Source organism: Pseudomonas cedrina subsp. cedrina, from assembly GCF_001983175.1.
Classification (GTDB): Bacteria; Pseudomonadota; Gammaproteobacteria; order Pseudomonadales; family Pseudomonadaceae; genus Aquipseudomonas; species Aquipseudomonas cedrina.
The window spans coordinates 139661-161101 of sequence record NZ_MNPW01000003.1 but is presented as its reverse complement, the minus strand read 5'-3'; the positions used below and the strand labels follow the sequence as shown (position 1 = coordinate 161101).

Here is a 21441-nt window from a genome sequence, read left to right as displayed (position 1 = left end):
TAGCCTCAAGCCACATTAACCACCACCACCGAGCCCATCATGGACCTGACCGCTGTCCCCTTTGGCACTACCGACTGGTCAACGGTCGAGCCCACAACCCACCCAGGCGCTACCGGCCATGCGGTGTGGCGCACCTGCCATTTCGGCACCACCCGCGTGCGCATGGTCGAGTACACGCCCGGTTACCTGGCGGATCACTGGTGCTGGAGAGGGCACGTCCTGCTGTGCCTTGAAGGCGAGTTGCACACGGAACTGGAGGACGGCCGCCAGTTCACGCTGACGGCGGGAATGAGTTACCAGGTGGGCAATGAGATGGAGGGCCATCGCTCATCGACGCGTGTCGGGGCGAGGTTGTTTATCGTGGATTGAGCAAAAAACACATACCCCCCGATCAATGCATCTTGCTGTGATCCATCCCATCCAGCCCACGGGCTGGCGCTTTCAGTTCGATCGTCTGCTTCTGCCCCTTGGCGTCTTGCACGGTCAGGGTCAGCGGCACCTGGTCGCCTTCCTTGATCTGACCGGTCAGGCCCATCAGCATCACGTGGTAGCCGTTGGGGTCGAGGGTGACGGCCTTGCCGGCCGGCAGCGCCACCGCATCCACCGGGCCCATGCGCATCACGTCGTCCTTCATGCTCATTTCATGGATCTGCACGTCCTTGGCCACGGACGAGGCCACGCTCAGCAGTTGGCTGTCGCTGTCGGCGGTGACGGTCATGAACGCGCCGCTGGACGGCTGGCCCGGCACAGTGGCACGTACCCAAGCGTCGGTCACTCGGACCTCGGCGTTGGCGTGCGCGGCGAGGCCCAGCAGAGTCAGGCCGATCAGGGTGCGTTTGAGGTGTTGAACGGCAGTCATTAGCAGACCTCCATGACGGTGAGCAGGTCTTCTGCGCACTCTTTAGCGGTAAGGGACGCCTGCAGGCCCAGGCGCAGGTTGCCACGGGTGTCGAACACGAAGCTGGTGGCGGTGTGGGACAGGGTATAGGTGTCGCCGGCAGGAATCTTTTCATAAAAGATCCCGAATTCCTTGGCGGCCACGGCGATTTCTTCCGGGGTGCCGTACAGCGCTTCGAAGCTGGGGTCGAAGGCCTTGACGTACTTGTCGAGCATCTCGGGGGTGTCGCGTTCCGGGTCCAGGGTGATAAACACCACTTGCATGATTTCGCCGTCGCGGCCCATCAGTTTCTTGGCCTGTGCGGCGCGTGCCAGGGTGGTCGGGCACACGGCCGGGCACTGGGTGAAACCGAAAAACACCACCGGCATCAGGCCACGGTACGAGCTCAGGGTGACGGTTTCGCCGTCGGTGTTCTTGAGCTTGAAGGTGCGACCCATGATCTTGTCGCTCAGGTCCTTGCCGTACTTGAAATCCAGCTTGGGGCTGTAGTCACAGCCGCCCAGCAGGCCGCCAAGGCCCAGCAGGCCCATACCGGTCAGCACTTTGCGGCGGGTGAATAACGTACTCATCAGCGGTGCGTCCTGTGAAACGCCTGCATTGCTCTGGATCTACACATCAGGCTTTGAAAAGGAGTAAAGGAGCAGGGCGCCAGTCTACCAACCCTGGCTGCGGCGCGGAATCTGCGACGTTCTGCCACAGGGGGCGCGGCGCGCTTCATGCTTTTGCGGCGGCGGTGGTAGAGTCGCCGCCATGAAATCGAGCCACCCCGACCGTTCGCTGATCGCCTGGGCCCTGTACTTCTGCGTGCTGATGAACCTGTTCGTCTGCGGTTTGGGGCATGGGCAGATGACGGGCCAGGTGCTCAACGGCATTGGCGGGGCGTTCTGTTCGGTGAGCGGCGAACAGGCGCCACTTTCCGACAAAGGGTTGAACGACGCGGCTTCCAGCAACATCTCGAACTACTTTGCCTGCCCGGTGTGCGCCGCCTTGACCGTCGCCCTGGTGTTCCTTGTCGGCCTGGCCTGGCTGTTGGGCTTGGGCCAATCCCCGCGCCCGGCCCATGAACAACGCAACAAGGCGCCGCCGCGCTACGCCTGGCCCTCGGCCAACCCCCGCGCTTCCCCCGCAGCCTGACGTATGCCTTGGGCCTCCCTTGACCGGGAGGCGTGCCATCGTCATGACTGTGAGTGCATCCCATGAACCACCTGTTGCCCGCAGGCGCCAACCGCCTGCACGCGGAACCGCCGTGCCCTGAATACCCCAGCAATTGCCGTAGCTTCGTGCACTTGGATGCACGCCTGCTGCCGTATTGGCACAGCCTGTTCGACATCTGCCCGGCGCTGCTCAAGCTGGACCCGCCCGAGGGCTTGAACCTGTTTCGCAGCTTCATGACCTGGGCCTACCACAACCGTCCGCCGCAGGACTGGACCTACCACCTGAACGTCTGCCGTTGGCTGCTGGGCTCGGTGTATCGCTCGCAGATCGACGACGAACTCATCGAGGCGTTCATGGCGGCGGCGGCCGCGTGCTGGGTCAATACGGACGACAGCCAGGCCGAGGGCGTGGTCCTGGCATGGCGCTCATCAACGGTTTTCGATTGGAAAGACGCACGGCTGATCGATGCTGAGTACCTGGCATTGCCAATCCCACCCTGGGATTTTGCCTGGTGCCCGTTGACGGCGCCGGGTGGCTTCAGGGGATGGTTGCCGGTGCCTTGAGATTCTGCCGAATCCATTGCGCAACGTCTGTCACGGCGATGTGTTGATGTGCATTGAACGTCACGGCGGGGTCCCAGGCCACGCCGTTGCCCTGGGCAAACACGGTACGGTATTTCTTCAGGTTGTCCTCTGGATCGTCCGCCAACTCGGCCTCCAGCATCGGTACAGACCACACCTCGCGCTGAAGCGTGCGGCCAAGCGTGGCGTCGACGGTATTCGCCAGTTGACCATAGGTCAGGGTGTCGCCCGCGGTGAATACCACCTGGTTGCTCAGCGTCGGTTCAGCCAGCACGATGCGTGCGGTCAGCCGGCCGATATCCTCGGGCGTTGTGACGGTGACCGCCGTGTCCCAGTCGCCCAGGGCGCGCACGGTGTTTTGCGCCAGGTCAACCACGCCAAACGAAGGTTCGAACAGAAAACTGGTGAACATCCCGGTGGAAATGATCAGCCACTGCGTGCCTTGCTGGTCGCGCAGCAGGTCACGTACGTCGAGCTGTTCGTCGAACAGATCCTGCGGGCTGCCACGGCCGATCACATCGTAGTTCACGCCGAATTGCCAGGGCACATAACGCCGCACGCCGCCTTGGATCGCGGCGAGCGCCAGTTTGCGCTGAGTGCCGGCGCCAGCGGCAAAACCGGTGCAGCAAACGACGTTATCGAACGCGGCAAAAATGCCGGCGAGGGTGCGTTGGCTGTCATTCTGCAAATCGCCGGGTATCAACTCGATACCCCGATCAAGCAAGCTATTGGCCGCCGCCGATTGCACGCTGGCGGGGCGCAGCAATACGGCGATGCGCGTGCCGCGCGGTGCAGCGAGATCGGCCAGTGCTTGCAACACGGCCATGCCCAGTTCGCCGGCGCCCAGTACCAAGATGGAAGAGGGGGTCATAGGAAGCTCCGTCTGTGGTGAAAGTCGTGGCATGCTTGCAGAATTAATCGCCCTGCATAAGAAGGCACACCCGTGATACCGAGTCAGCGCCATGGATAACGCAGAAATCATTCGCCGCTCCCAAGCCGCCTGCGACGCCCTGAGCGCCGACGATGACGGCCTCAAACGCGAGGTGCTGACCCATGCGGGCAACCGTTGGTCATTGGGTATCGTGCACGTGCTGGGGGTGAGCGGCCGTCAGCGCCATGCCGAGATTGGCCGGCGCATGCACGGCGTGACCCAGCGCATGCTGACCCGCACCTTGCGTCAATTGGAGCGCGACGGCCTGGTGCTGCGCCATGACTTCCATGAAGTCCCACCCAGGGTCGAATACGAACTGTCGACCCTGGGCACGGAACTGCTGGTGCACATGATCCCGCTCTGGACCTGGGTGGTGGAGAAGGGCGAGGATTTTCGCCAGGCGCGGCAGCGTTTTGATCAGCCCGTGGGTCGGCAGTCGGTGCGGGTGCCGCCCGAGAGCTGATCGGGAAACAGCCGCTCCTTGAGAAAGTCGATAAACACCCGCAGCTTGGGCGAGGGATGGCGGCTTGACGGCCACATCATGCGAAAACTGCCGTGCTCGGCGCAGTCTTCCAGTACTTGCACGAGTTGGCCACTGTCGAGCCATTCGCGAATAGCAAAATCCGGCAGGTACGCAATGCCAATACCCTGCACGGCAAAACACACCCTGGCTTCGAGGTTGTTGCAGATCATCGCCGCAGGCAGCAGCAGGTCCAGCTCGACGCCATCCTGGCGCAGCGACCAGCGCTGCAACTTACCGGTGTTGGGGAAGCGAAACAGGATGCAGCTGTGTGCCGCCAGGTCCCGCGCTTTGAGCGGCGTGCCGCGACTGGTCAGGTAAGCGGGGGCCGCCACGGCAATCATCCGGTACTCCCCCAATAGCCGCGAACTCAAGCGCGAGTCCGGCGCTTCGCCGCTGCGCAACACCGCATCGTAACCTTCCTCGACTACGTCCACGCGGCGGTCGGTAAAGCTCAGGTCCAGCTCGACGTCTGGGTAGGCCTTCCTGAAGTCCGCCAATACCGGCAGAAACGGATGCCCCACCAGCGGCAGGCTGACCTTGAGGCGGCCACGTGGCGCCTGGCTGACCTGGGACAACTCCGCTTCGGCCTCCTCGATTTCCAGCAGGATGCGTCGGCTGCGCTCCAGGAACAGTTCGCCCTCGGCGGTCAGTGTCACGCTGCGTGTACTGCGGTGGAACAGCCTGACGCCAAGGCGTTCTTCAAGGCGCGCCACGCTCTTGCCGACCGCCGACGCCGTGACGCCCAGCACGCGCCCGGCGGCGACGAAGCTGTGGGTTTGTGCGACCTGCACAAACGCATTCAGGGTAGTGAGGCTGTCCATCGATGCACCCATTGGCGACTGGAAGGCTCGGTACCCTAGCGCAATTGTCGGCATTGCGGAATGAAAGCTCCGCAGACACAGGAGCTGGCCCCTACTTAATCCTGTGGGACAAGGTTCTTATCCTTGCGCAAAGCCCTTCACGAGAGACCTGAACATGACCGATATGATGCAACGCTGGGAAATACCGATGTTTGGCCTCGACACCTTGCGCCTGGCTCGCGTGCCGCGCCCGGTCGCCAAGGCCGGGGAAGTGCTGGTTCGCGTCGCTGCGGTTGCGCTCAATTACCGTGACGCAGAAGTGATAGAAAACGGCATGGGCGCCAGCCTGCAATTCCCGTTTACGCCGGCCTCCGACATGGCCGGTACGGTGGTGGCCGTGGGCGAGGGTGTGCGTCGGTTCAGAGTGGGCGACAAGGTGCTGTCGAGCTTCTTCACCGATTGGGTCGACGGTATGCCGTTGTCCTGGAGCGAGGCGCCGCCACAGGGTGGCCCGACCCCTGGCATGCTGGCCGAATACGTCGCTACACCGGCCGATTGGTGTGTGCTCGCGCCGCAGTCCTTGAATGCCGCCCAGGCGAGTACCTTGCCAGTGGCCGCGTTGACCGCCTGGATGGCCCTGATCGAACTCGGCCATCTGCACGCCGGCCAGACCGTGGTGGTGCAAGGCACCGGTGGTGTCTCGCTGTTTGCCGTGCAGTTGGCGGCGGCCCATGGCGCTCGCGTGATCATCACCAGCAGCAGCGATGACAAAATCGACCGCGCAATCGAACTGGGCGCCACCCATGGCATTCACCGAGGCCGCGTGCGGGACTGGCACACGGCTGTGCTGGAACTGACGGGCGGGCGCGGCGCCGAACACGTGTTGGAAATGGCCGGTGGCGATAACCTGGGGCGTTCACTGCAAGCGGTGGCCAACGGTGGGCGTGTCTCGGTGATCGGCCTGCTGGAGAACGACCAATTGAGCGCGCCGCTGATGAGCCTGCTAGCCAAGCGCGCCACCATCGTCGGTGTTGCAGTGGGGCCCCGTCGCGCCCTCGAAGACCTGATTCGCATGGTCGAGCGACACACTCTTGAGCCGGTGATCGACCATGTCTACCGCTTTGCCGAAGCGCCGCAAGCCTTCGCCCATTTGCAGCGCGGCGCCTTCGGTAAAGTGGTGATCGAGGTCAACCCGTGATCTACATCATTTTCTTGGGCTGTTCGGCCTGTACACGCTGGAGTTCGGTCTGGTCGGTATCTTGCCGATGATCGTCGAGCGTTTCGGTATCAGCGTGTCCCAGGCGGGCTGGTTGATAGGCCTGTTTGCCGCGTCTAGCTTGATCAGCATCAAGGCCCCATCGCGCTGAGGCCGCCACACTGAAGCCTCAACGCGACCTGCGAGGCCACCATGCTCTACCTGCTGTTTCTGCTCGCCCACTTGTTCGCGGCGCTGATCTTTATCGGCACGGTGTTTTTCGAAGTGCTGATCCTGGGGCGCCTGCATCGGCAATTGCCCGCGCGCGTGATCCTCCTGGTGGAGCAAGGTATTGGCCTGCGCGCCCGGGCGCTGATGCCGTGGGTGCTGCTGGTGTTGTTCGGTGCCGGGGTGGGGATGGTCTGGTTGCGTTACTTGCCGGTACTGGCGGCGCCTTTTGGCTCGTCGTTCGGCACATTACTGATGCTCAAGCTGATCCTCGCCGCCAGTGTGCTGCTGCACTTTGTGCTGACGATGCTGCGCATGCGCCGTGGTCGGGTGAGTGCGGGCTACGTGCGGTTTATCCACCTGAGCCTGTTCGGTCATATGGTCGCGATTGTGCTGTTGGCCAAGAGCATGTTTTACCTCAGTTGGTAAGGCCTTTGATGCATATCAAGGTGCGCCGTGGCGTCGCACCGGACAATGGCTGACCGCCGCCGGCCCCGGAGCCTGTCATGCACACCGTTATTCCTCTCGCACGTGCACGCCACGCTCAAGGCGTACTGGACCTGAATGGGCAGGCTGACATTCGCAGGTTTCACGCGGGCGTCGGCTCTCTGGATGTGTTGCGCGCGTTGCGCGGCAGCCGCCAGCGGCAACGCCCGCTGGCCTTGACCCTGCGCTGGCCGGCCAGCGCGCCTGAGGCTTACCGACGCAGCCTGGCCCAGGAAATCCATTTGGTCGGCTGTCACCTCGGCAGCCGCCAACCGGTGGACTACTTCCAGTGGCGTGGCCCGGCGCCCGTCGGCGATGTGCAGGCGCTGATGGCGCCGCTGTTCGAGCGCCTGCATTTCCTTGAGCATGACCGCGGCGACTACGGCATCGACCTCGACCCCCGGCATACCGACTGGGCCAGCGTCGGCGTGTTGCGCGAACTGGGGTTCAATCGCGTGTGCATTGGCGTGCCCGATGCGCGTGCCGAGGACGACTATTCCCGGGCGTACTGCCGCGACCCGGCGCCGATCGAGTCGTTGATCGATGCCGCGCGGACCTTCGACTTCCGCTCGGTCAGTGTCGACCTGGGCTACGGCAGCGCCTGGCAGACCCTGGCCAGTTTCGAGGCCAAGCTGGCCAGCCTGATCGCCCTGGAGCCGGACCGCCTGCAGGTGTTCGACTACGCCACGCCGCCATGCCGCTACCCGGCGCAACCGGCCCAGGCCCTGTGCAGCGCGGCGGATAAAACCGCCATGCGCCAGCTGTGCTTCGCACGCCTGGACGCAGCGGGTTACCACTACATCGGCCTGGGCCAGTTCGCCCGAGGTGACGATGACCTTACCCAGGCCCAGGAACGCGGCCGGCTGAGCCGCACGTGCGAAGGCTTCACCCTGCATGGTTACTGCGATCACATCGGGCTGGGCCTGGGCGCCATCAGCCAGATCGATACGCTGTGCGCGCAGAACACCGCGGACGAACAGCGCTACGCGCAGGCGCTGGGCAACGGCCAACTCGCCACGTGCCAGGGCTGGCAGCGCGACACCGGCGATGCGCTGCGCGAGTACGTGGCAGAGCGCCTGGCCTGTGACCTGGAGCTGGATATCCAGGCCATCGAGCGGCGTTATGGGGTGATGTTCGCACGGCATTTCTCGACGATCTGGCCGCTGCTGGAGCAGTGGAACCGTGAGGGGCTGATTGAATTGTCGGCGCAGTTCTTGTGCGTGCTGCCGGCGGGGCGCACGCGGGTGGATGAGTTGTGCGGTTTGTTCGAGCTGCCTATTGCCCGAAGTGAACCGGATCCGGAATGTGGGAGCGGGCTTGCTCGCGAAAGCGGTGGATCAGTCGACCAATCCGGTGCCTGACACTGCGCCTTCGCGAGCAAGCCCGCTCCCACATTTTGATCCTGTTTACAGTCGACCGCACTCAGTCACCACACCCATGCATCAGTGCGAAGTCCCCTCGGCAAACTCGATCTTGTTACCCACGTTGTACTTGCCCGACGGCTTGTTCATGGGCAGGCGCTTGATCTCTTCCAGCGTCTGGCTGTCGTAGACGATCAATGCACCGTCGGTGGCCCAGATACTCAGCAGCACATAGCGCCCGTCCCGGGTGAACTCCACATGCGCCGCCGTCTTGCCCGGTACGGGTCGCAAGGTGTGGGCGATTTGCAGGGTTTGCTTGTCGATCAGGTGAATTGCATCGTTGTCCGGCCCGAAAAACACATCGCTCCACACGTAGCGCGAGTTGATATGGCTGCGCATGAAAAAGCCCGGGCCCAGTGTGGGGATCTGCTTGATCAGCTTCCAGGTGACGGGGTCGAGCACGCTGATATGACCCTGGCTGATATTCGGGGTGGCGAACACCCACTTTCCATCGCGCCGCCAATAGGTGCCCGAGCCCAGATGCGGCATGCCCGCCAGGGGAATATCGCTGATCACCGCGCCTGAATCCAGGTCGATCACCTGGCCGCCACCGGCCTTGCGCGAGGTGGCGAGCAACTGGCGGTAATCGGGGCTGAACGAGAAGTCATCGAGCACATCACGCGCCGCGATGCGCCGGGGTTCCCAGCTGGGCTGCGCGGCCGCGTAGGGCAGTTCCCAGACTTCATTCACGTCCTTGAGCGCCACCACAAAACTGTTGCGCGGCGGCGCGGTATAGACGGCGCTGACCCGCGAGCCGGTGGGCAGGGTCTTGACCAGCGACAGGTCACGGGCGTCAAGCACCACCAGGTTGCCCGGCAGGTAGTTGCCCACCAGCACCCAGCGGCCATCCTTGCTCACCGCCAGGTTGCGGGTGTTGAGCCCGGCGCGGGTTTCGGCGATCAGCTTGAGGTTGTGCAGGTCGTACAGGCTGATCCAGCCGTCCCGCGAGGCGAAGTACACAAAGCGCCCGTCCGGGGAAAACTTCGGCCCGCCGTGCACCGCAAAATGGCTGGCAAAGCGGTCCAGCACGGTAAAGTGATCGCCGTCGAGAATGTCGATGTGATGGTCGCCGGATTCGACCACCACAAACAGGTTGAGCGGATCGGCGTGGTGTTGCGGCGTGCTCGGCAATTGGCTCAGGTCGGCCAGCAGGCGGTGGCTGCCGCGGATGTTCTGTTCGCTCCAGGTTGCCGGCGTGGCGGGGGGCTGCTGCAGGAAACTCGCCAGACCGTCGATCTGCGCCGCGCTCAGTTGCGCTGAAAACCCGGCCATCTGGCTGGCCGGGCGGCCTTGCTCGATGACTTTGCGCACCTCGTCCGGCTTGATCCTTCCCAGGCTCTCCGCAAGCAGCGCCGGGCCAGTGGCGCCGATGCGATTGAGCCCATGGCAGCTTTCGCAATACTGCTGGTAATCCGCGGCGGGTGTGCCGTGGGCGGCAGCGGCCCACAGCAGCGCGACCAGCGGCAGGCTTTTCATACCGCCACCGGTCGGCGCGGCGCCGTCAGGCTGGCGGGGTAGTGCAGGCGCGCGTCGGCAAACAGGCTCACCACCTGGCCGATCACCGTAAGGGTGGGCACGCCCGGTTCACAGTCGGCGGCCAGGGTGGGCAACTGGCGCAAGGTGCCACGGGCGACATGCTGGTCGGGCCGGGCGCCATTGCTGATCAGCGCCGCCGGGGTGTCCGCCGGCAAACCGGCGGCCATCAGGTGTTCGGCGATCAACGCCAGGTTCGACAAGCCCATGTAGAACACCAGGGTCTGGCTCGGCTCGGCGAGGCTGGCCCAGGGCAGTTTCAATGCACCGTCGCGCTGCAAGTGGCCGGTGACGAAGCGGCACGAATTGACCAGGTCGCGGTGGGTCAACGGGATGCCGGCATAGGCGCTGCAACCGGACGCGGCGGTGATGCCCGGCACCACCTGGCAGGGAATGTCCCGTGCGAGCAGGTACTCCAGTTCCTCGGCGCCGCGCCCGAAGATAAACGGGTCGCCGCCCTTGAGCCGCACCACCCGTTGGCCTTGTTCGGCCAGTTCCGCGAGCAGTTCGTTGAGCTGGTCCTGGGGCAGGCTGTGGTAACCGCTGGCCTTGCCCACGTAATGGCGGGCGCAGGTCAGCGGGATCAACGCCAGCAGTTCGGCGCTGATCAGGCGGTCGAACACCACTGCGTCGGCCTGCATCAACAGGCTCCAGGCGCGCAGGGTGAGCAGGCGCGGGTCTCCGGGGCCGGCACCGACCAAAGCGACTTCGCCGGGGTGCAAGGGGCTGTGCAGAATGGCGGGTAGGGCGGTGACTGTATGCATGAGACATCCTTGGTTCATCATCAGGTAAGCGCCCCCGGTTGTGTCACCGGGTGGTGCAAGGGATCAACGGGGCGGGCTGACGGTCGATCTCGGCGTCGCTGAAGTAGCAACCGGGGTCGGGCCCCCAGAGATCGCCATCGGCCCAGGCACGGGTACGCGTATTGCCGTTGCAGATCGCCAGCCAGCGGCACTCGGCGCAGCGCCCGCCGATGCTGCGCGGGTGTTCGCGCAGGCGCAGCAGCAGCGGGTCGGGCTGGTCCCGCCAGAGCTGGCGGAACGAGGTGTGGCGCACATTGCCCACCGAGTGCTGCCACCAGTAGGTGTCCGGGTGCACTTCGCCGGTGTTGTCGATATTGGCGATGCCGCTGCCCGAAGCGTTGCCGCCCCAGTCATGCAGCAGTTGCTCCAGCTGTGGGTAGTGTTCGGGCAGGTGCTGGTGAACCCATTGCAGCAACAGCACGGCATCGGCGTCGTTGTTGCCGCTGACGAAATCGCTGTCCACGCCGCGTTGTATGTCGCCCCAGGCTTGCTGGAAAATCAGCGCCATGGCCTCGCGGCTCATCTGCCGGTGGGCATCCAGCCCGCGACTGCGCTTGCCGCGTCCGCTGTAGTTGAGGTGCGAGAGGTAGAACTTCTGTACGTCATACGTACGCATCAACCCCAGCAGTTGCGGCAACTGCGCGTGGTTCTCCTGGGTCAAGGTGGTGCGCAGGCCCACGCGGATTCCGGCCTGGCGGCACAGGCGAATGGCGTGCATCGAGCGCTGGAAACTGCCGTGCAACTGGCGGAACGCATCGTGGGTCGCCTCCAGGCCGTCGATGCTGATGCCGACATAATCGAAGTGCGCATCGGCAATCTGCTGGATATTCTGCTCGTCGATCAGCGTGCCGTTGGTCGACAGCGCAACGAAGAAGCCTTTATCGCGGGCGTAGGCGCTGAGCTGGAACAGGTCTTCGCGCAGCAACGGCTCGCCCCCGGACAGAATCAGCACGCGCACCCCGGCTGCGTGCAGGTCATCGATCACCCGCAAAGCGGCCTGGGTGTCCAGTTCATCGCGAAACACGCTGTCAGCGCTGGTGGCGTAGCAATGTTTGCAGGTGAGGTTGCAACGTCTGAGCAGGTTCCAGATGACCACCGGCGGGCGCTCGCTGCCCGGCGGCGCGGTACGGGGTGGCGGGCACTGGCCCGCCAGGGTGCGCAGGTACTGACTGATGCGCAGCATGGGGCGCTCCTTCTAGTGCGACGGGCTCAGGCGCAGGCCGGTTTTTTTCAGGATGCGGCTGCTCACCAGCATTTCATCGGCGCGGCAGGCGTCCCCCAGCAGATAACGCAGGTGCTCGCGGTAACTGTCGATTTCCTCGCGGCTGCGCCCATGCACCATGGCGAACAGGTTGTAGGGCCAGTCGGGCCTGCGTGGACGCCGGTAGCAATGGCTGACAAAAGGCTGCGCGCCGAGCAGCTCGCCGAGGTGTGGCATCTGCTCATCGGCCACGTCCCACACGGTCATGCCGTTATGCCGGTAACCCAGGCGGTAGTGGTTGGGCACGGCGGCGATGCGCCGGATCGCGCCTTCGGCTTGCAGGCGCTTGAGCAGGTCGAGGGTCGATTCGGCGCTGATGCCCAATTGCTCCGCCAGCCACGCCCACGGATCTTCCACCAGCGGCAGGCCGCTTTGCGTCAGGGCGACCAGGTGCAGGGCCAGGGTGTTGTCAGACCGGGAAATACACACCGACATGGTAGGTTTGCTCCTTCGGCAGATTGAGCACCGCCAGCCCCGTCAGGGCCTCGATGCGAAACAGGGTGGCGGCCAGTTCCGCCTCGCTGGCGCAGGCCAGCACGAACCACATGTTCCAGCGATGGTCGCGGCGGTAGTTGTGGGCGACCTGAGGCAACGCGTTGAGCTGTGCGGCGACGGTGTCAAATTGCGCCTCCGGTACGGCCAGCGCGGCGAGGGTGAAGGCGCCGTCGAGACGCTCGATGTCGAACATCGGACCGAAGCGCGTGAGTACGCCGTCTTCGAGCAAATCATGCAGGCGGTCGAGCAGTTCGCTCGGATGGCTGTGCAGTTCCTCGGCCACCTGCCGCCAGGGCTGACGCACCAGCGGCAGGCCGTGTTGCAGGCGGTTGATCAAGCGGCGGTCGAGATCATCCATGAGCCCGTACCTGCGACGGTGGTGGTGCAAAACGCCCGCCGCACTGCTTGAAGGCGCGGGTGCTGAACAGCAGTTGGTGGGGCAGGTCGCTGAGCTGCTGCTGTTGCAGCAGCGCCTGGATGTGCGCGGTCACGGCCGCACGCTCGCGGCCGTGCACCATGCAGAACAGGTTGTAGCGCCATTGCGGCAAACGCCGAGGGCGCTGGTAACACAGGTTGATGCCGGCGACGCGACCCAGGCGCATGCCCACCTCATCCACCAGCGCGTCCGGCACATCGATCACCAGCATCGCATTGGCGACAAACCCCAGGGCGCGGTGATTGAGCACCAGGCCGACGCGTCGGAACAGGCCTTGTTCATCCCATTGGCGCATCTGCTGCAGCACTTGGTCATGATGGGCGCCAATCTGTTCGGCAAGGTTGTCATAAGGCCGGGCCACCCGTGGCAGGCCGCGTTCCAGGCACTGGCGCAGGTCGAGCATCTGTTCGTGGCTCAACGGCGTGATCACGGGTGCGCTCCCAGGGAGAAACCCAGGTCGATGCGGTAGGCTGTAAGCATCGGCAGATCCAGCGGGCGCAGGCCGGTGTCCTTCTCCAGTTCGTCGAGGATCTGCTTCAGGTGCTGGCGGTGCGGGCCGGTCAGTACAAACCACAAGTTGTAGTGATGCTCGCGCGCATAGTTGTGGTTGACCTCCGGGTATTCACTGACGCGTCGCGCCACCTGTTCCAGGCGCTCGGCGGGTACGGCCAGCGCGGCGAGGGTGCTGGCACCGGCGCGGGTATGTTCGAACACCGGGCCAATGCGCGACAGGGCGCCGGCCAGTTCCAGGCGTTGCAGGCAGGCCATCAGCTCGGCTTCGCTGCAGCCCAGCACCTGGGCCATTTCCCGGTAAGGTTCGGCGCACAGCGGCATGCCGTGCTGGTAGCGTTCGATCAACTGCTGGCTGAGCAGGTCAAGGTCCATCTCAATACCCCATTTTTTGCGCACGGCTGCTGAAGAAAATTCCGCTTGGGCTCAAGGCCGGCAAGGTCTTGAGCAAGGTCAGGCGATACGGGTCCCAGACCTGCACCTGCTCACCGTCGCGCACCGACAGCCACAGCTGCTCGCCACGCCCGGTAAATTCCATGTGCAGCACACCGGAGCCGGGGCGCAGGTCGGCGACGATCTGGTGGGTCTCGCTGTCGAGCACCTGTACGCGGTCGTTGTCCGGGTAGGCGAAGTTGACCCACAGTTGGCGCCCGTCGGGCCGTGCGGTGACGAAGATCGGCTGGCCGGCGACGGCAATCGCGGCGGTCTGCCGCCAAGTGCGTGCGTCCATCACCAGCACTTGGTGACGGCCCACGGCGGGCACGAACGCCTGGTTGTCGGCGACGGCCCACCCTTCAAGGTGGGGCATTTTGTACACCGGCAGTTTTGCCTGGCCGCGGCCGTAGTCGGCGAGCACGCGCTTGACGCCGTTTTCCGGGTGCCACAGGTCCAGCTGGGCCATGCCGTCTTCACCGAACAGGCCGGCCATGTAATAGCGGCCATCGGCGGTGATCAGCGCGTCGTAGGGTTGCTCGCCAATGCCGGTGAAGCGGGTGATCGCCGGCGTATTGCCCTGGCTGAAATCCGCGCTCCAGATCTCCCCGCTATCGAACAGGCTGAACACGAAACGCTGGCCGGGCGCGTCCACCAGGCCCACGACGCGCGAGCGCTTGCCGTCGGCCAGCGGCGTGGCCGGAATGTCCGCAAGCAGTGCCAGGGTGCGGGCATCGAACACCTTGACGCCACCGGGCTGGTAGTTGGAGACGGCAATCAGGCGGCCATCCTGGCTGATGGCGCCGCCGATGCTGTTGCCACCCTGGATCACGCGTTTTTCAATGCGTTGGCCCAGCAGGTCGACCTTGGTCAAGCCGCCGTCGCGGCCGAAAATATAAGCATGGCGCTGGTCACGGGAAAACACCACCGAAGCGTGGGACAGGTCGCCCAGGCCGTCGATGCGCGCCAGTGCGCTCATGCCGGTGGACTCAATGATTTGCACGCTGGCACTGGCACGTTCGATGACCACGCCCAGGTCGCCGGTGCCGCGCAACGCGGGTTGGGCGCAGGCGCCGAGTAACAGGCAAGCGGCTAGCAGTGTGGGACGGATCATGGTGCGGGGCTTCCTTGCAAGAGGCGGTCGACCAGCCAGGCGATTTCGCCGGCACTGAGCAGCGGTGCCCAGCCGGGCATCGCACGGGCAGGGCGGCCATGGGTCACGGTGGCAATCAGGCTGTCGCGGCTCTGCCCGGCAAGGGCCTGGGGCGTGAGCGCAGGGCCCAGGCCGCCGGTGAGAAACAGGCCGTGGCAGGCGCCGCAATCCTGAGTCAGCAGATGCTCCAAGCGCTGGGCATCCACCGCAGCGCTTGCGGGCCCGGGAATGAGTAGCAGCAGCGCCACGGCCGAACCGATCATCGAGACTTTCATGGCGCGCTCCTCAGGGTTATTTCAGGGTCAGGATCCAGGTGGCCAATACCTTGGCTTCATCGTCCGTGACCTGGTTTGGCGGCATTGGAATCGGCCCCCAGTTGCCCTGGGTGCCGTTTTTGATGTGACTGGCCAGGGTCGTGGCTGCGTCCTTCACGCCGGCATTCGTGGCCGCAACGTCCTTCAATGCCGGCCCTACCAGCTTGCTGTCGATGGAATGGCAGGCGGCGCACGGTTTGCTTTTGAACAGCGCGGGCCCGTCTTGCGCCAGCGCCGGTTGCAGGCTGAGCGCAGCGGCGGATGCCAGCAGTGCGAGAAGACTAATTTTCATTGGGTGACCTCATGTTGATGGGGCTCAATAAATATCGTGTTGGGTGTTGAAGACGTTGAACTTGCCCGTCGGTGTAATCAGGCGCTTGTCCTTGATCACCTGCTTGAGCTTCAAGGTCTTGTCGTCGATCACCACCAGCGCCGACTCCTCGTTCTGGCCGTTCCACACCGAGAACCACACCTCGTCCCCAGCTTTGTTGTATTCCGGTTGCACTACGCGCAGTGCGCCTTGCTTGATGCCGGAATACTCGGCGATTGGCAGCACGCTGTAGCCTTTGTCGAGGTTGTTGATATCGAACACGGCCACCGACTGGCTGAGCTTGGCGTCGGGGTTGAGCGTGGTGTCGACATAGAGGTGATGGGAATTGGGGTGGGTCTTGATAAACAGCGACCCGCCGCCCTGGCCTTTGAGCGATGCCACCTGCTTCCAGGCGTATTGCGCATGCTTGATCGGGTCGGTGCCGATCACCGAAATGCCGCCGTCGCCCAAGTGGCTGGTCGCCCATACGGGCCCGTATTGCGGGTGAACGAAATTGGCGCCACGGCCGGGATGCGGGGTTTTACCAACGTCCACCAGCGCGGTGAGGGTGCGCAACCTGGAGTCGATCACCGCCACTTTGTTCGAGTTGTTGGCCGCCGTGAGGAAGTAGCGGTGGGTACTGTCCCAGCCGCCGTCATGCAGGAACGGCGCGGCGTCGATGGTGGTGATGGTGAGGTTCTTGATGTCCTGGTAGTTGACCAGCATCACCTTGCCGGTTTCCTTGACGTTGACGATAAATTCCGGCCATTCGTGGGAGGCAATGATTGCCGCCACGCGCGGTTCGGGGTGGTATTCCTGCTTGTCCACGGTCATGCCGCGGGTGGACACGATTTGCCTGGGCTCCAGGGTTTCGCCGTCCATGATGGTGAACTGTGGTGGCCAATAGGAGCCGGCGATCGTGTACTTGTCCTCGTAGCCCTTGAACTTGGAGGTTTCCACCGAGCGCGCTTCGATGCCCACCTTGATCTCGGCAACCTTGGTCGGCTCGGCAGGCCACAGGTCGATCATGTCGATCTTGGCGTCGCGACCGATCACCAGCAGATAGCGGCCTGAGGCGGAGATCCGCGAGATATGCACGGCGTAGCCGGTGTCGATCAGTTTGATGATCTGCTTTGTGTCACCGTCGACCAGGGCAATCTTGCCGTCGTCGCGCAGGGTCACGGAAAACAGGTTTTCCAGGTTGAGCGTGTTCAGCTGTTTCTTCGGCCGGTCTGCGGGTTTTACCAGGACTTTCCAGGTCTTGAGGGTTTCGGCCATGCCCCATTCCGGCGGGGTGGGCGCGGTGTGCTGGATGAAGGTGGCCATGCTGCTGATCTGTGTCTTGGTCAGCGCATTGGAGGTGCCCCAGTTCGGCATCCCGGCCGGCGAGCCGTAGGTGATCAGCGCTTCCAGGTAGGCCTGGCCACGGGCCTGGGTGATGTCCGGTGTGAGGGGTTTACCGGTAGCGCCTTTGCGCAGCACACCGTGGCAACCGGCGCAGCGTTCGAAGTAAATCTGCTTGGAAGTGTCGAAGTCGGCCTGGCTGATATCCGGGGCCCCTGCGGTTTTCACCATGCCAGCCGGCGTGTCGCCATGGGCGGTGAGGGGCAGTGCGAGGGCCAGGGCGCAGCTCAAGCCGGCGAGGCCCAGGCCCCAGGGTTTTCTAGTGCGAGTCAGCATTCCATCTCTCCTCAGGCAAGACCTTTGCGGTGCCCGGCGAAGGCTGGGTAGAGCGCAGGTTCTTAGTGCCGGCCAAGACTATGTTGGCGCGGTGCAATGCTCGCTTGACGGCGATCAAGTTTGCCTTGGGTAGCACTTGCCAGGTTGTCGCAGGGGCCCTTAGCGTGGGCGTCGAACCCGTTGTGAGTACCTGTGATGAGCGAGCCCTTCTACCAACCGCTGGATAACGAACTGCAACTGTTCGAACACGCCTGGCGCCACCACCTCCCGGTGCTGATCAAAGGCCCCACGGGCTGTGGCAAGACACGTTTTGTGCAGCACATGGCGCACCGCTTGAACCTGGCGCTGTACACCGTTGCCTGCCACGACGACCTGAGCGCCGCCGATTTGCTCGGCCGCCACCTGATCGGCACCGACGGCACCTGGTGGCAGGACGGCCCGCTGACCCGAGCCGTGCGCGAAGGCGGCATCTGTTACCTGGATGAAGTGGTCGAAGCGCGCCAGGACACCGCCGTGGTGCTGCACCCGATCGCCGATGAGCGCCGCGAACTGTTCCTGGAACGCACCGGCGAAGTGCTCAAGGCGCCGTCGTCGTTCATGCTGGTGGTGTCTTACAACCCCGGTTACCAGAACCTGCTCAAGGGCATGAAACCCAGCACGCGCCAACGGTTTGTGGCGATGCGCTTCGGTTACCCGCCGGTGGCTGACGAGGAGCGCATCGTCGCCCGCGAAGCCGGCGTGGACAGCGCGCTGGCCGCCCAGGTGGTGCGCCTCGGCCAGGCATTGCGTCGCCTTGATCGGCACGACCTGGAAGAAGTTGCCTCCACACGCCTGTTGATCTTCACCGCACGTCTTATCGGCGCCGGCATGAGCCCGCGCGAAGCCTGCCTGGCGTGCCTGGCCGAAGCGTTGAGCGACGACCCGCAGACCGTGGCGGCTCTGATGGACGTGGTGGATGTGCACTTTGTCTGACGTGCGCCGGCTGCCAGGGGATCTGGCGATGTGGTTTTTTATCCTTGCCGAGTTGACGGTGTTTGCACTATTGATCCTGACGTTTGCGGTCGCCCGGCTGTTGGCACCCCACGTGTTCGCCGAAGGCCATGCGCAGTTGGACACTTCTACCGGACTGGCGATGACCTTGAGCCTGTTGACAGCCGGCCTGCTCGCCGCGCAGGCCTTGCAGCACGTACGCAAGGGTTGCCCGCGGCGGGGTGCCGGCTTATTGGTGGCGGCGTTGCTGGTGGCATCGCTGTATGTGGGGGTCAAGCTGACGGAGTACAGCCACCTGGCGGGTGCCGGGTTGGGCGTGGAGCACAGCCGGTTCTTCACCTTGTACTGGATACTCACCGGGTTTCATTTCCTGCATGTGCTGCTGGGAATGGTGATTCTGGGATGGCTGGCGGTGGCATGTTGGCGCCGTGGGATGACAGTCAGCACAGTGGAGTCGGGGGTGTTGTATTGGCACATGGTGGACCTGGTGTGGGTAGTGCTGTTTCCAGTGGTTTATGTGATGGGCTGAGGGTGCGATGACGGGATTGGTGGTGTGTTGGCTGGGGTTGATTGTTTTGAGCGTGGGCACGTTGCTGGCGGGTGCGTCCGGGTTTTGGTGGGGCGTGTTGTTGCTGGCGGTGGCCAAGGCTTGGGTGATAGTCGAGGGGTTTATGGAGCTGCGGCATGCGCCCAGGTTGTGGCGTGGGATGATGTTGGGGTGGGCGTTTGTGGTGATGGGGTTAAGTGTCTATCCGTTGCTTCGGTAGGCCTCTCATTACGGCACGGGGCTCTACACAACTTTGGCGTGGCCCTGAACCTGTGGCGATGGAGCTTGCGCCCATGGCGGCCTGATAGCCGACGCGTATCTGACTGATGGCCCGCGATTCAAATGTGGGAGGGGGCTTGCCCCCGATGGCGGCCTGACAGCCGACCAGGATGTTGGATCTGACCGAGTACATATCCGTTTCTGCGGTAACGGCCACTTAGGGTTACGCCCTTACGGCGTGTCACTTTGCAAAAGCGGCAAAGTAACCCAAGCGCTCTTGCCCCAACACTCGGCACCTCGCCCAGGCTCGGTGTGCCCGTAATCCGACATTGATTTGCGGGGCCGCCGCCACGCGCCATCCATGGCGCGGGGCGGCTAAACCGGCATCCCTGCCGGTTTACCCCCCAAATCAATGTCGAATTCCGGCCAGCGTGTTTGACGGGGCGCCTGAGATCAAGATCGAAAGCCAGAGCAACAGCAACAGCAACAGCGCAAGATCAAGAGCGGCTCGCTTCGCATCGTGGTTACCGTTGGGTCTGCCCAAAAATACCCCACCAAAACCATCAACATTTCTTGATCGCCATCAAGCCGTTTTCACCCCCCGCCTCCCTATCATCCCCTGGTCAAGCAATGAGGAAGCGACCATGTCAGAGACCTTCACCAAGGGCATGGCCAGGAATATCTACTTCGGGGGAAGCGTGTTCTTCTTCCTGATTTTCCTGGCCCTGACCTACCACACCGAACAAACCTTTCCCGCCCGCAGCAATGTCGACCAGCTCACCGAATCTGTCGTTCGCGGCAAAGGCGTCTGGGAGCGCAACAACTGTGTCGGCTGCCACACCTTGCTGGGCGAGGGCGCGTATTTCGCGCCGGAGTTGGGCAATGTGTTCAAGCGCCGGGGCGGTGAGGAAGGGTTCAAGCCGTTCCTGCATGCCTGGATGAAGATGCAGCCCCTGGGTGTACCGGGGCGACGGGCCATGCCGCAGTTCAATCTCAGTGACCAGGAGGTGGACGATATGGCCGAGTTTCTCAAATGGAGCTCGAAGATCGATACCAATAACTGGCCACCGAACAAGGAGGGCTGAGCCATGCGCAGTGCCAATCCATACTTGAAATTCCAATCCCAGGCCGTGGCCAAACCCTACTTTGTGTTCGCCCTGATCCTGTTTCTGGGTCAGGTGCTGTTCGGTTTGATCATGGGCCTGCAATACGTCATCGGCGATTTTCTGTTCTCGTTGATCCCCTTCAATGTGGCGCGGATGGTGCACACCAACCTGCTGATCGTCTGGCTGCTGTTCGGCTTTATGGGCGCCGCCTACTACCTGATACCCGAGGAGGCCGATCGCGAGCTGCACAGCCCGAAACTGGCGATTGTACTGTTCTGGGTGTTCGCCGCCGCCGGGGTGTTGACCATCCTTGGCTACCTGCTGGTGCCGTATGCGGCGTTGGCCAAGCTGACCCATAACGAACTGTTGCCGACCATGGGGCGCGAGTTCCTGGAGCAACCGACCATCACCAAAATGGGCATCGTGGTGGTGTGCCTGGGCTTCTTGTACAACATCGGCATGACCCTGCTCAAAGGCCGCAAGACCACCGTGAGCATGGTGATGATGACCGGGCTGATCGGCCTGGCGGTGTTCTTCCTGTTCTCCTTCTACAACCCCGGCAACCTGGCGCGGGACAAGTTCTACTGGTGGTGGGTGGTGCATCTTTGGGTGGAAGGCGTATGGGAATTGATCATGGGTTCGATGCTGGCGTTCGTGCTGATCAAAGTCACCGGCGTCGACCGCGAAGTGGTAGAGAAATGGCTGTACGTGATCATCGCCATGGCCTTGATCACCGGGATTATCGGCACGGGTCACCACTTCTTCTGGATCGGTGCGCCCGAGGTGTGGCTGTGGGTCGGTTCGATCTTCTCGGCGCTGGAGCCGCTGCCGTTCCTGGCGATGGTGATATTTGCCTTTACCATGGTCAAGCAGCGGCGCCGCCAGCACCCCAACCGCGCGGCCACCTTGTGGGCCAAGGGCACCACGGTCACGGCGTTCTTCGGCGCGGGGGTGTGGGGCTTCCTGCACACCCTGGCACCGGTCAACTTCTACACCCACGGCACCCAACTCACCGCCGCCCACGGCCACCTTGCGTTCTTCGGTGCCTACGCGATGATAGTGATGACGCTGATCAGCTACGCCATGCCCCGCCTGCGCGGCATCGGTGAAGCGCCGGACTCGCGTTCGCAGACGATGGAGATCTGGGGCTTCTGGATGATGGTGTTGTCGATGGTAATGATCACGCTGTTCCTCACTGCCGCCGGCGCCGTGCAGGTGTGGCTGCAACGCTGGCAAGTGGACGGTGTGGCCTTGCCGTTCATGGCCACGGTGGACCATTTGCAGGGGCTGTTCTGGGCCCGGTTGGTCAGCGGTGTGGTGTTCCTGTTCGGGTTGCTTTGCTACTTGTTCAGCTTCCGGCAAAGACGCCGCCGAGTAGGGGTTGGGGTACCGATCGTCCACTGACGGTACCCCAACTCCAATGTGGGATGGGGC

The 21441-nt window shown here is 63.5% G+C and carries 27 protein-coding genes; 12 read left to right on the top strand and 15 right to left on the bottom strand.

Annotation, left to right across the window (positions count from 1 at the left end; genetic code table 11):
• Window positions 1–39: 39 nt before the first annotated feature.
• Window positions 40–369: a DHCW motif cupin fold protein gene (locus BLL36_RS06530; protein WP_076950655.1), complete on the top strand. Its 330-nt coding sequence runs from the start codon at window positions 40–42 to the stop codon at window positions 367–369.
• A gap of 22 nt (window positions 370–391) precedes the next feature.
• Here the strand turns inward: BLL36_RS06530 and BLL36_RS06525 are convergent, their stop codons facing one another.
• Window positions 392–859 (bottom strand): copper chaperone PCu(A)C, encoded by a 468-nt coding sequence (locus BLL36_RS06525; protein ID WP_076950654.1) that lies wholly within the window; start codon window positions 857–859, stop codon window positions 392–394.
• Window positions 859–1467 (bottom strand): SCO family protein, encoded by a 609-nt coding sequence (locus BLL36_RS06520; protein WP_076950653.1) that lies wholly within the window; start codon window positions 1465–1467, stop codon window positions 859–861. The genes BLL36_RS06525 and BLL36_RS06520 overlap by 1 nt, the downstream gene beginning before the upstream one ends.
• Before the next feature lie 181 nt (window positions 1468–1648).
• Here BLL36_RS06520 and BLL36_RS06515 point away from each other — a divergent pair, with 181 nt between their 5' ends.
• Both BLL36_RS06515 and BLL36_RS06510 read left to right on the top strand, forming a co-directional pair.
• Complete coding sequence (locus tag BLL36_RS06515) at window positions 1649–2032, top strand: DUF2946 domain-containing protein (protein ID WP_076950652.1); 384 nt, start codon at window positions 1649–1651, stop codon at window positions 2030–2032.
• A 62-nt stretch (window positions 2033–2094) separates the two neighbouring features.
• A complete protein-coding gene (locus tag BLL36_RS06510) occupies window positions 2095–2616 on the top strand; it encodes a putative natural product biosynthesis protein (protein ID WP_076950651.1) in 522 nt (173 codons plus the stop codon).
• Here BLL36_RS06510 and BLL36_RS06505 read toward each other — a convergent pair.
• A complete protein-coding gene (locus BLL36_RS06505) occupies window positions 2591–3505 on the bottom strand; it encodes an aromatic alcohol reductase (RefSeq protein ID WP_076950650.1) in 915 nt (304 codons plus the stop codon). The two genes, BLL36_RS06510 and BLL36_RS06505, sit on opposite strands and share 26 nt — an antisense overlap.
• Before the next feature lie 91 nt (window positions 3506–3596).
• On the opposite strand from BLL36_RS06505, the gene BLL36_RS06500 reads away from it, so the two are divergent.
• Window positions 3597–4028 (top strand): winged helix-turn-helix transcriptional regulator, encoded by a 432-nt coding sequence (locus BLL36_RS06500; protein ID WP_076950649.1) that lies wholly within the window; start codon window positions 3597–3599, stop codon window positions 4026–4028.
• On the opposite strand, the gene BLL36_RS06495 is transcribed toward BLL36_RS06500, so the two are convergent.
• Complete coding sequence (locus BLL36_RS06495) at window positions 3983–4909, bottom strand: LysR family transcriptional regulator (protein WP_076950648.1); 927 nt, start codon at window positions 4907–4909, stop codon at window positions 3983–3985. The genes BLL36_RS06500 and BLL36_RS06495 overlap by 46 nt on opposite strands.
• A gap of 154 nt (window positions 4910–5063) precedes the next feature.
• Between BLL36_RS06495 and BLL36_RS06490 the strand changes: the two genes are divergently transcribed.
• The 3 genes from BLL36_RS06490 (at window position 5064) to BLL36_RS06480 (ending at window position 8158) form a co-directional block, all read left to right on the top strand.
• Window positions 5064–6086 carry a zinc-dependent alcohol dehydrogenase family protein gene (locus BLL36_RS06490; protein WP_076950647.1) on the top strand — a complete coding sequence of 341 codons (1023 nt, stop codon included), beginning with the start codon at window positions 5064–5066 and terminating at the stop codon, window positions 6084–6086.
• A gap of 210 nt (window positions 6087–6296) precedes the next feature.
• Window positions 6297–6740, top strand: coding sequence for a hypothetical protein (locus tag BLL36_RS06485; protein ID WP_076950646.1), 444 nt, complete (start codon window positions 6297–6299; stop codon window positions 6738–6740).
• A 77-nt stretch (window positions 6741–6817) separates the two neighbouring features.
• On the top strand, window positions 6818–8158 hold the full coding sequence (locus BLL36_RS06480) for an oxygen-independent coproporphyrinogen III oxidase (RefSeq protein WP_083735264.1): 1341 nt from the start codon (window positions 6818–6820) through the stop codon (window positions 8156–8158).
• Window positions 8159–8239: 81 nt separating this feature from the next.
• Here BLL36_RS06480 and BLL36_RS06475 read toward each other — a convergent pair whose 3' ends face one another.
• The 11 genes from BLL36_RS06475 to nirS are packed head-to-tail and all read right to left on the bottom strand — an operon-like array spanning window position 8240 to window position 17145.
• On the bottom strand, window positions 8240–9694 hold the full coding sequence (locus tag BLL36_RS06475; protein ID WP_076950645.1) for a nitrite reductase: 1455 nt from the start codon (window positions 9692–9694) through the stop codon (window positions 8240–8242).
• Window positions 9691–10515, bottom strand: a complete 825-nt coding sequence (cobA, locus tag BLL36_RS06470; RefSeq protein WP_076950644.1) for a uroporphyrinogen-III C-methyltransferase — start codon at window positions 10513–10515, stop codon at window positions 9691–9693. The genes BLL36_RS06475 and cobA overlap by 4 nt, the downstream gene beginning before the upstream one ends.
• A gap of 43 nt (window positions 10516–10558) precedes the next feature.
• Window positions 10559–11737 (bottom strand): heme d1 biosynthesis radical SAM protein NirJ, encoded by a 1179-nt coding sequence (gene nirJ / locus BLL36_RS06465; RefSeq protein ID WP_076950643.1) that lies wholly within the window; start codon window positions 11735–11737, stop codon window positions 10559–10561.
• A 12-nt stretch (window positions 11738–11749) separates the two neighbouring features.
• Window positions 11750–12250 (bottom strand): siroheme decarboxylase subunit beta, encoded by a 501-nt coding sequence (ahbB, locus tag BLL36_RS06460; protein WP_076950642.1) that lies wholly within the window; start codon window positions 12248–12250, stop codon window positions 11750–11752.
• Window positions 12225–12668 (bottom strand): Lrp/AsnC family transcriptional regulator, encoded by a 444-nt coding sequence (locus BLL36_RS06455; protein ID WP_076950641.1) that lies wholly within the window; start codon window positions 12666–12668, stop codon window positions 12225–12227. Before BLL36_RS06455 ends, ahbB (BLL36_RS06460) begins: the two co-directional genes overlap by 26 nt.
• Window positions 12661–13176 (bottom strand): siroheme decarboxylase subunit beta, encoded by a 516-nt coding sequence (gene ahbB, locus BLL36_RS06450; RefSeq protein WP_090220005.1) that lies wholly within the window; start codon window positions 13174–13176, stop codon window positions 12661–12663. Before ahbB (BLL36_RS06450) ends, BLL36_RS06455 begins: the two co-directional genes overlap by 8 nt.
• Window positions 13173–13631, bottom strand: a complete 459-nt coding sequence (locus BLL36_RS06445) for an Lrp/AsnC family transcriptional regulator (protein WP_076950640.1) — start codon at window positions 13629–13631, stop codon at window positions 13173–13175. The genes ahbB (BLL36_RS06450) and BLL36_RS06445 overlap by 4 nt, the downstream gene beginning before the upstream one ends.
• Window position 13632: 1 nt before the next feature.
• Window positions 13633–14802, bottom strand: a complete 1170-nt coding sequence (locus BLL36_RS06440) for a cytochrome D1 domain-containing protein (protein ID WP_076950639.1) — start codon at window positions 14800–14802, stop codon at window positions 13633–13635.
• Entirely contained in the window at window positions 14799–15116 is a 318-nt protein-coding gene (locus tag BLL36_RS06435; RefSeq protein ID WP_197678471.1) for a c-type cytochrome, read from the bottom strand. Before BLL36_RS06435 ends, BLL36_RS06440 begins: the two co-directional genes overlap by 4 nt.
• A gap of 16 nt (window positions 15117–15132) precedes the next feature.
• Entirely contained in the window at window positions 15133–15447 is a 315-nt protein-coding gene (locus BLL36_RS06430) for a c-type cytochrome (protein WP_076950638.1), read from the bottom strand.
• Between the two features lie 24 nt (window positions 15448–15471).
• Window positions 15472–17145 (bottom strand): nitrite reductase, encoded by a 1674-nt coding sequence (gene nirS, locus BLL36_RS06425; RefSeq protein WP_076950637.1) that lies wholly within the window; start codon window positions 17143–17145, stop codon window positions 15472–15474.
• Between the two features lie 195 nt (window positions 17146–17340).
• On the opposite strand from nirS, the gene BLL36_RS06420 reads away from it, so the two are divergent.
• The 5 genes from BLL36_RS06420 (at window position 17341) to BLL36_RS06400 (ending at window position 21411) form a co-directional block, all read left to right on the top strand.
• A complete protein-coding gene (locus BLL36_RS06420; RefSeq protein WP_076950636.1) occupies window positions 17341–18117 on the top strand; it encodes a CbbQ/NirQ/NorQ/GpvN family protein in 777 nt (258 codons plus the stop codon).
• Window positions 18101–18664 (top strand): cytochrome c oxidase subunit 3, encoded by a 564-nt coding sequence (locus BLL36_RS06415; protein ID WP_076950635.1) that lies wholly within the window; start codon window positions 18101–18103, stop codon window positions 18662–18664. The genes BLL36_RS06420 and BLL36_RS06415 overlap by 17 nt, the downstream gene beginning before the upstream one ends.
• Before the next feature lie 7 nt (window positions 18665–18671).
• Window positions 18672–18902, top strand: coding sequence for a cytochrome C oxidase subunit IV family protein (locus tag BLL36_RS06410; RefSeq protein ID WP_076950634.1), 231 nt, complete (start codon window positions 18672–18674; stop codon window positions 18900–18902).
• Window positions 18903–19545: 643 nt separating this feature from the next.
• On the top strand, window positions 19546–19986 hold the full coding sequence (locus tag BLL36_RS06405; protein WP_076950633.1) for a c-type cytochrome: 441 nt from the start codon (window positions 19546–19548) through the stop codon (window positions 19984–19986).
• A 3-nt stretch (window positions 19987–19989) separates the two neighbouring features.
• Entirely contained in the window at window positions 19990–21411 is a 1422-nt protein-coding gene (locus BLL36_RS06400; RefSeq protein ID WP_076950632.1) for a cbb3-type cytochrome c oxidase subunit I, read from the top strand.
• Window positions 21412–21441 lie beyond the last annotated feature (30 nt).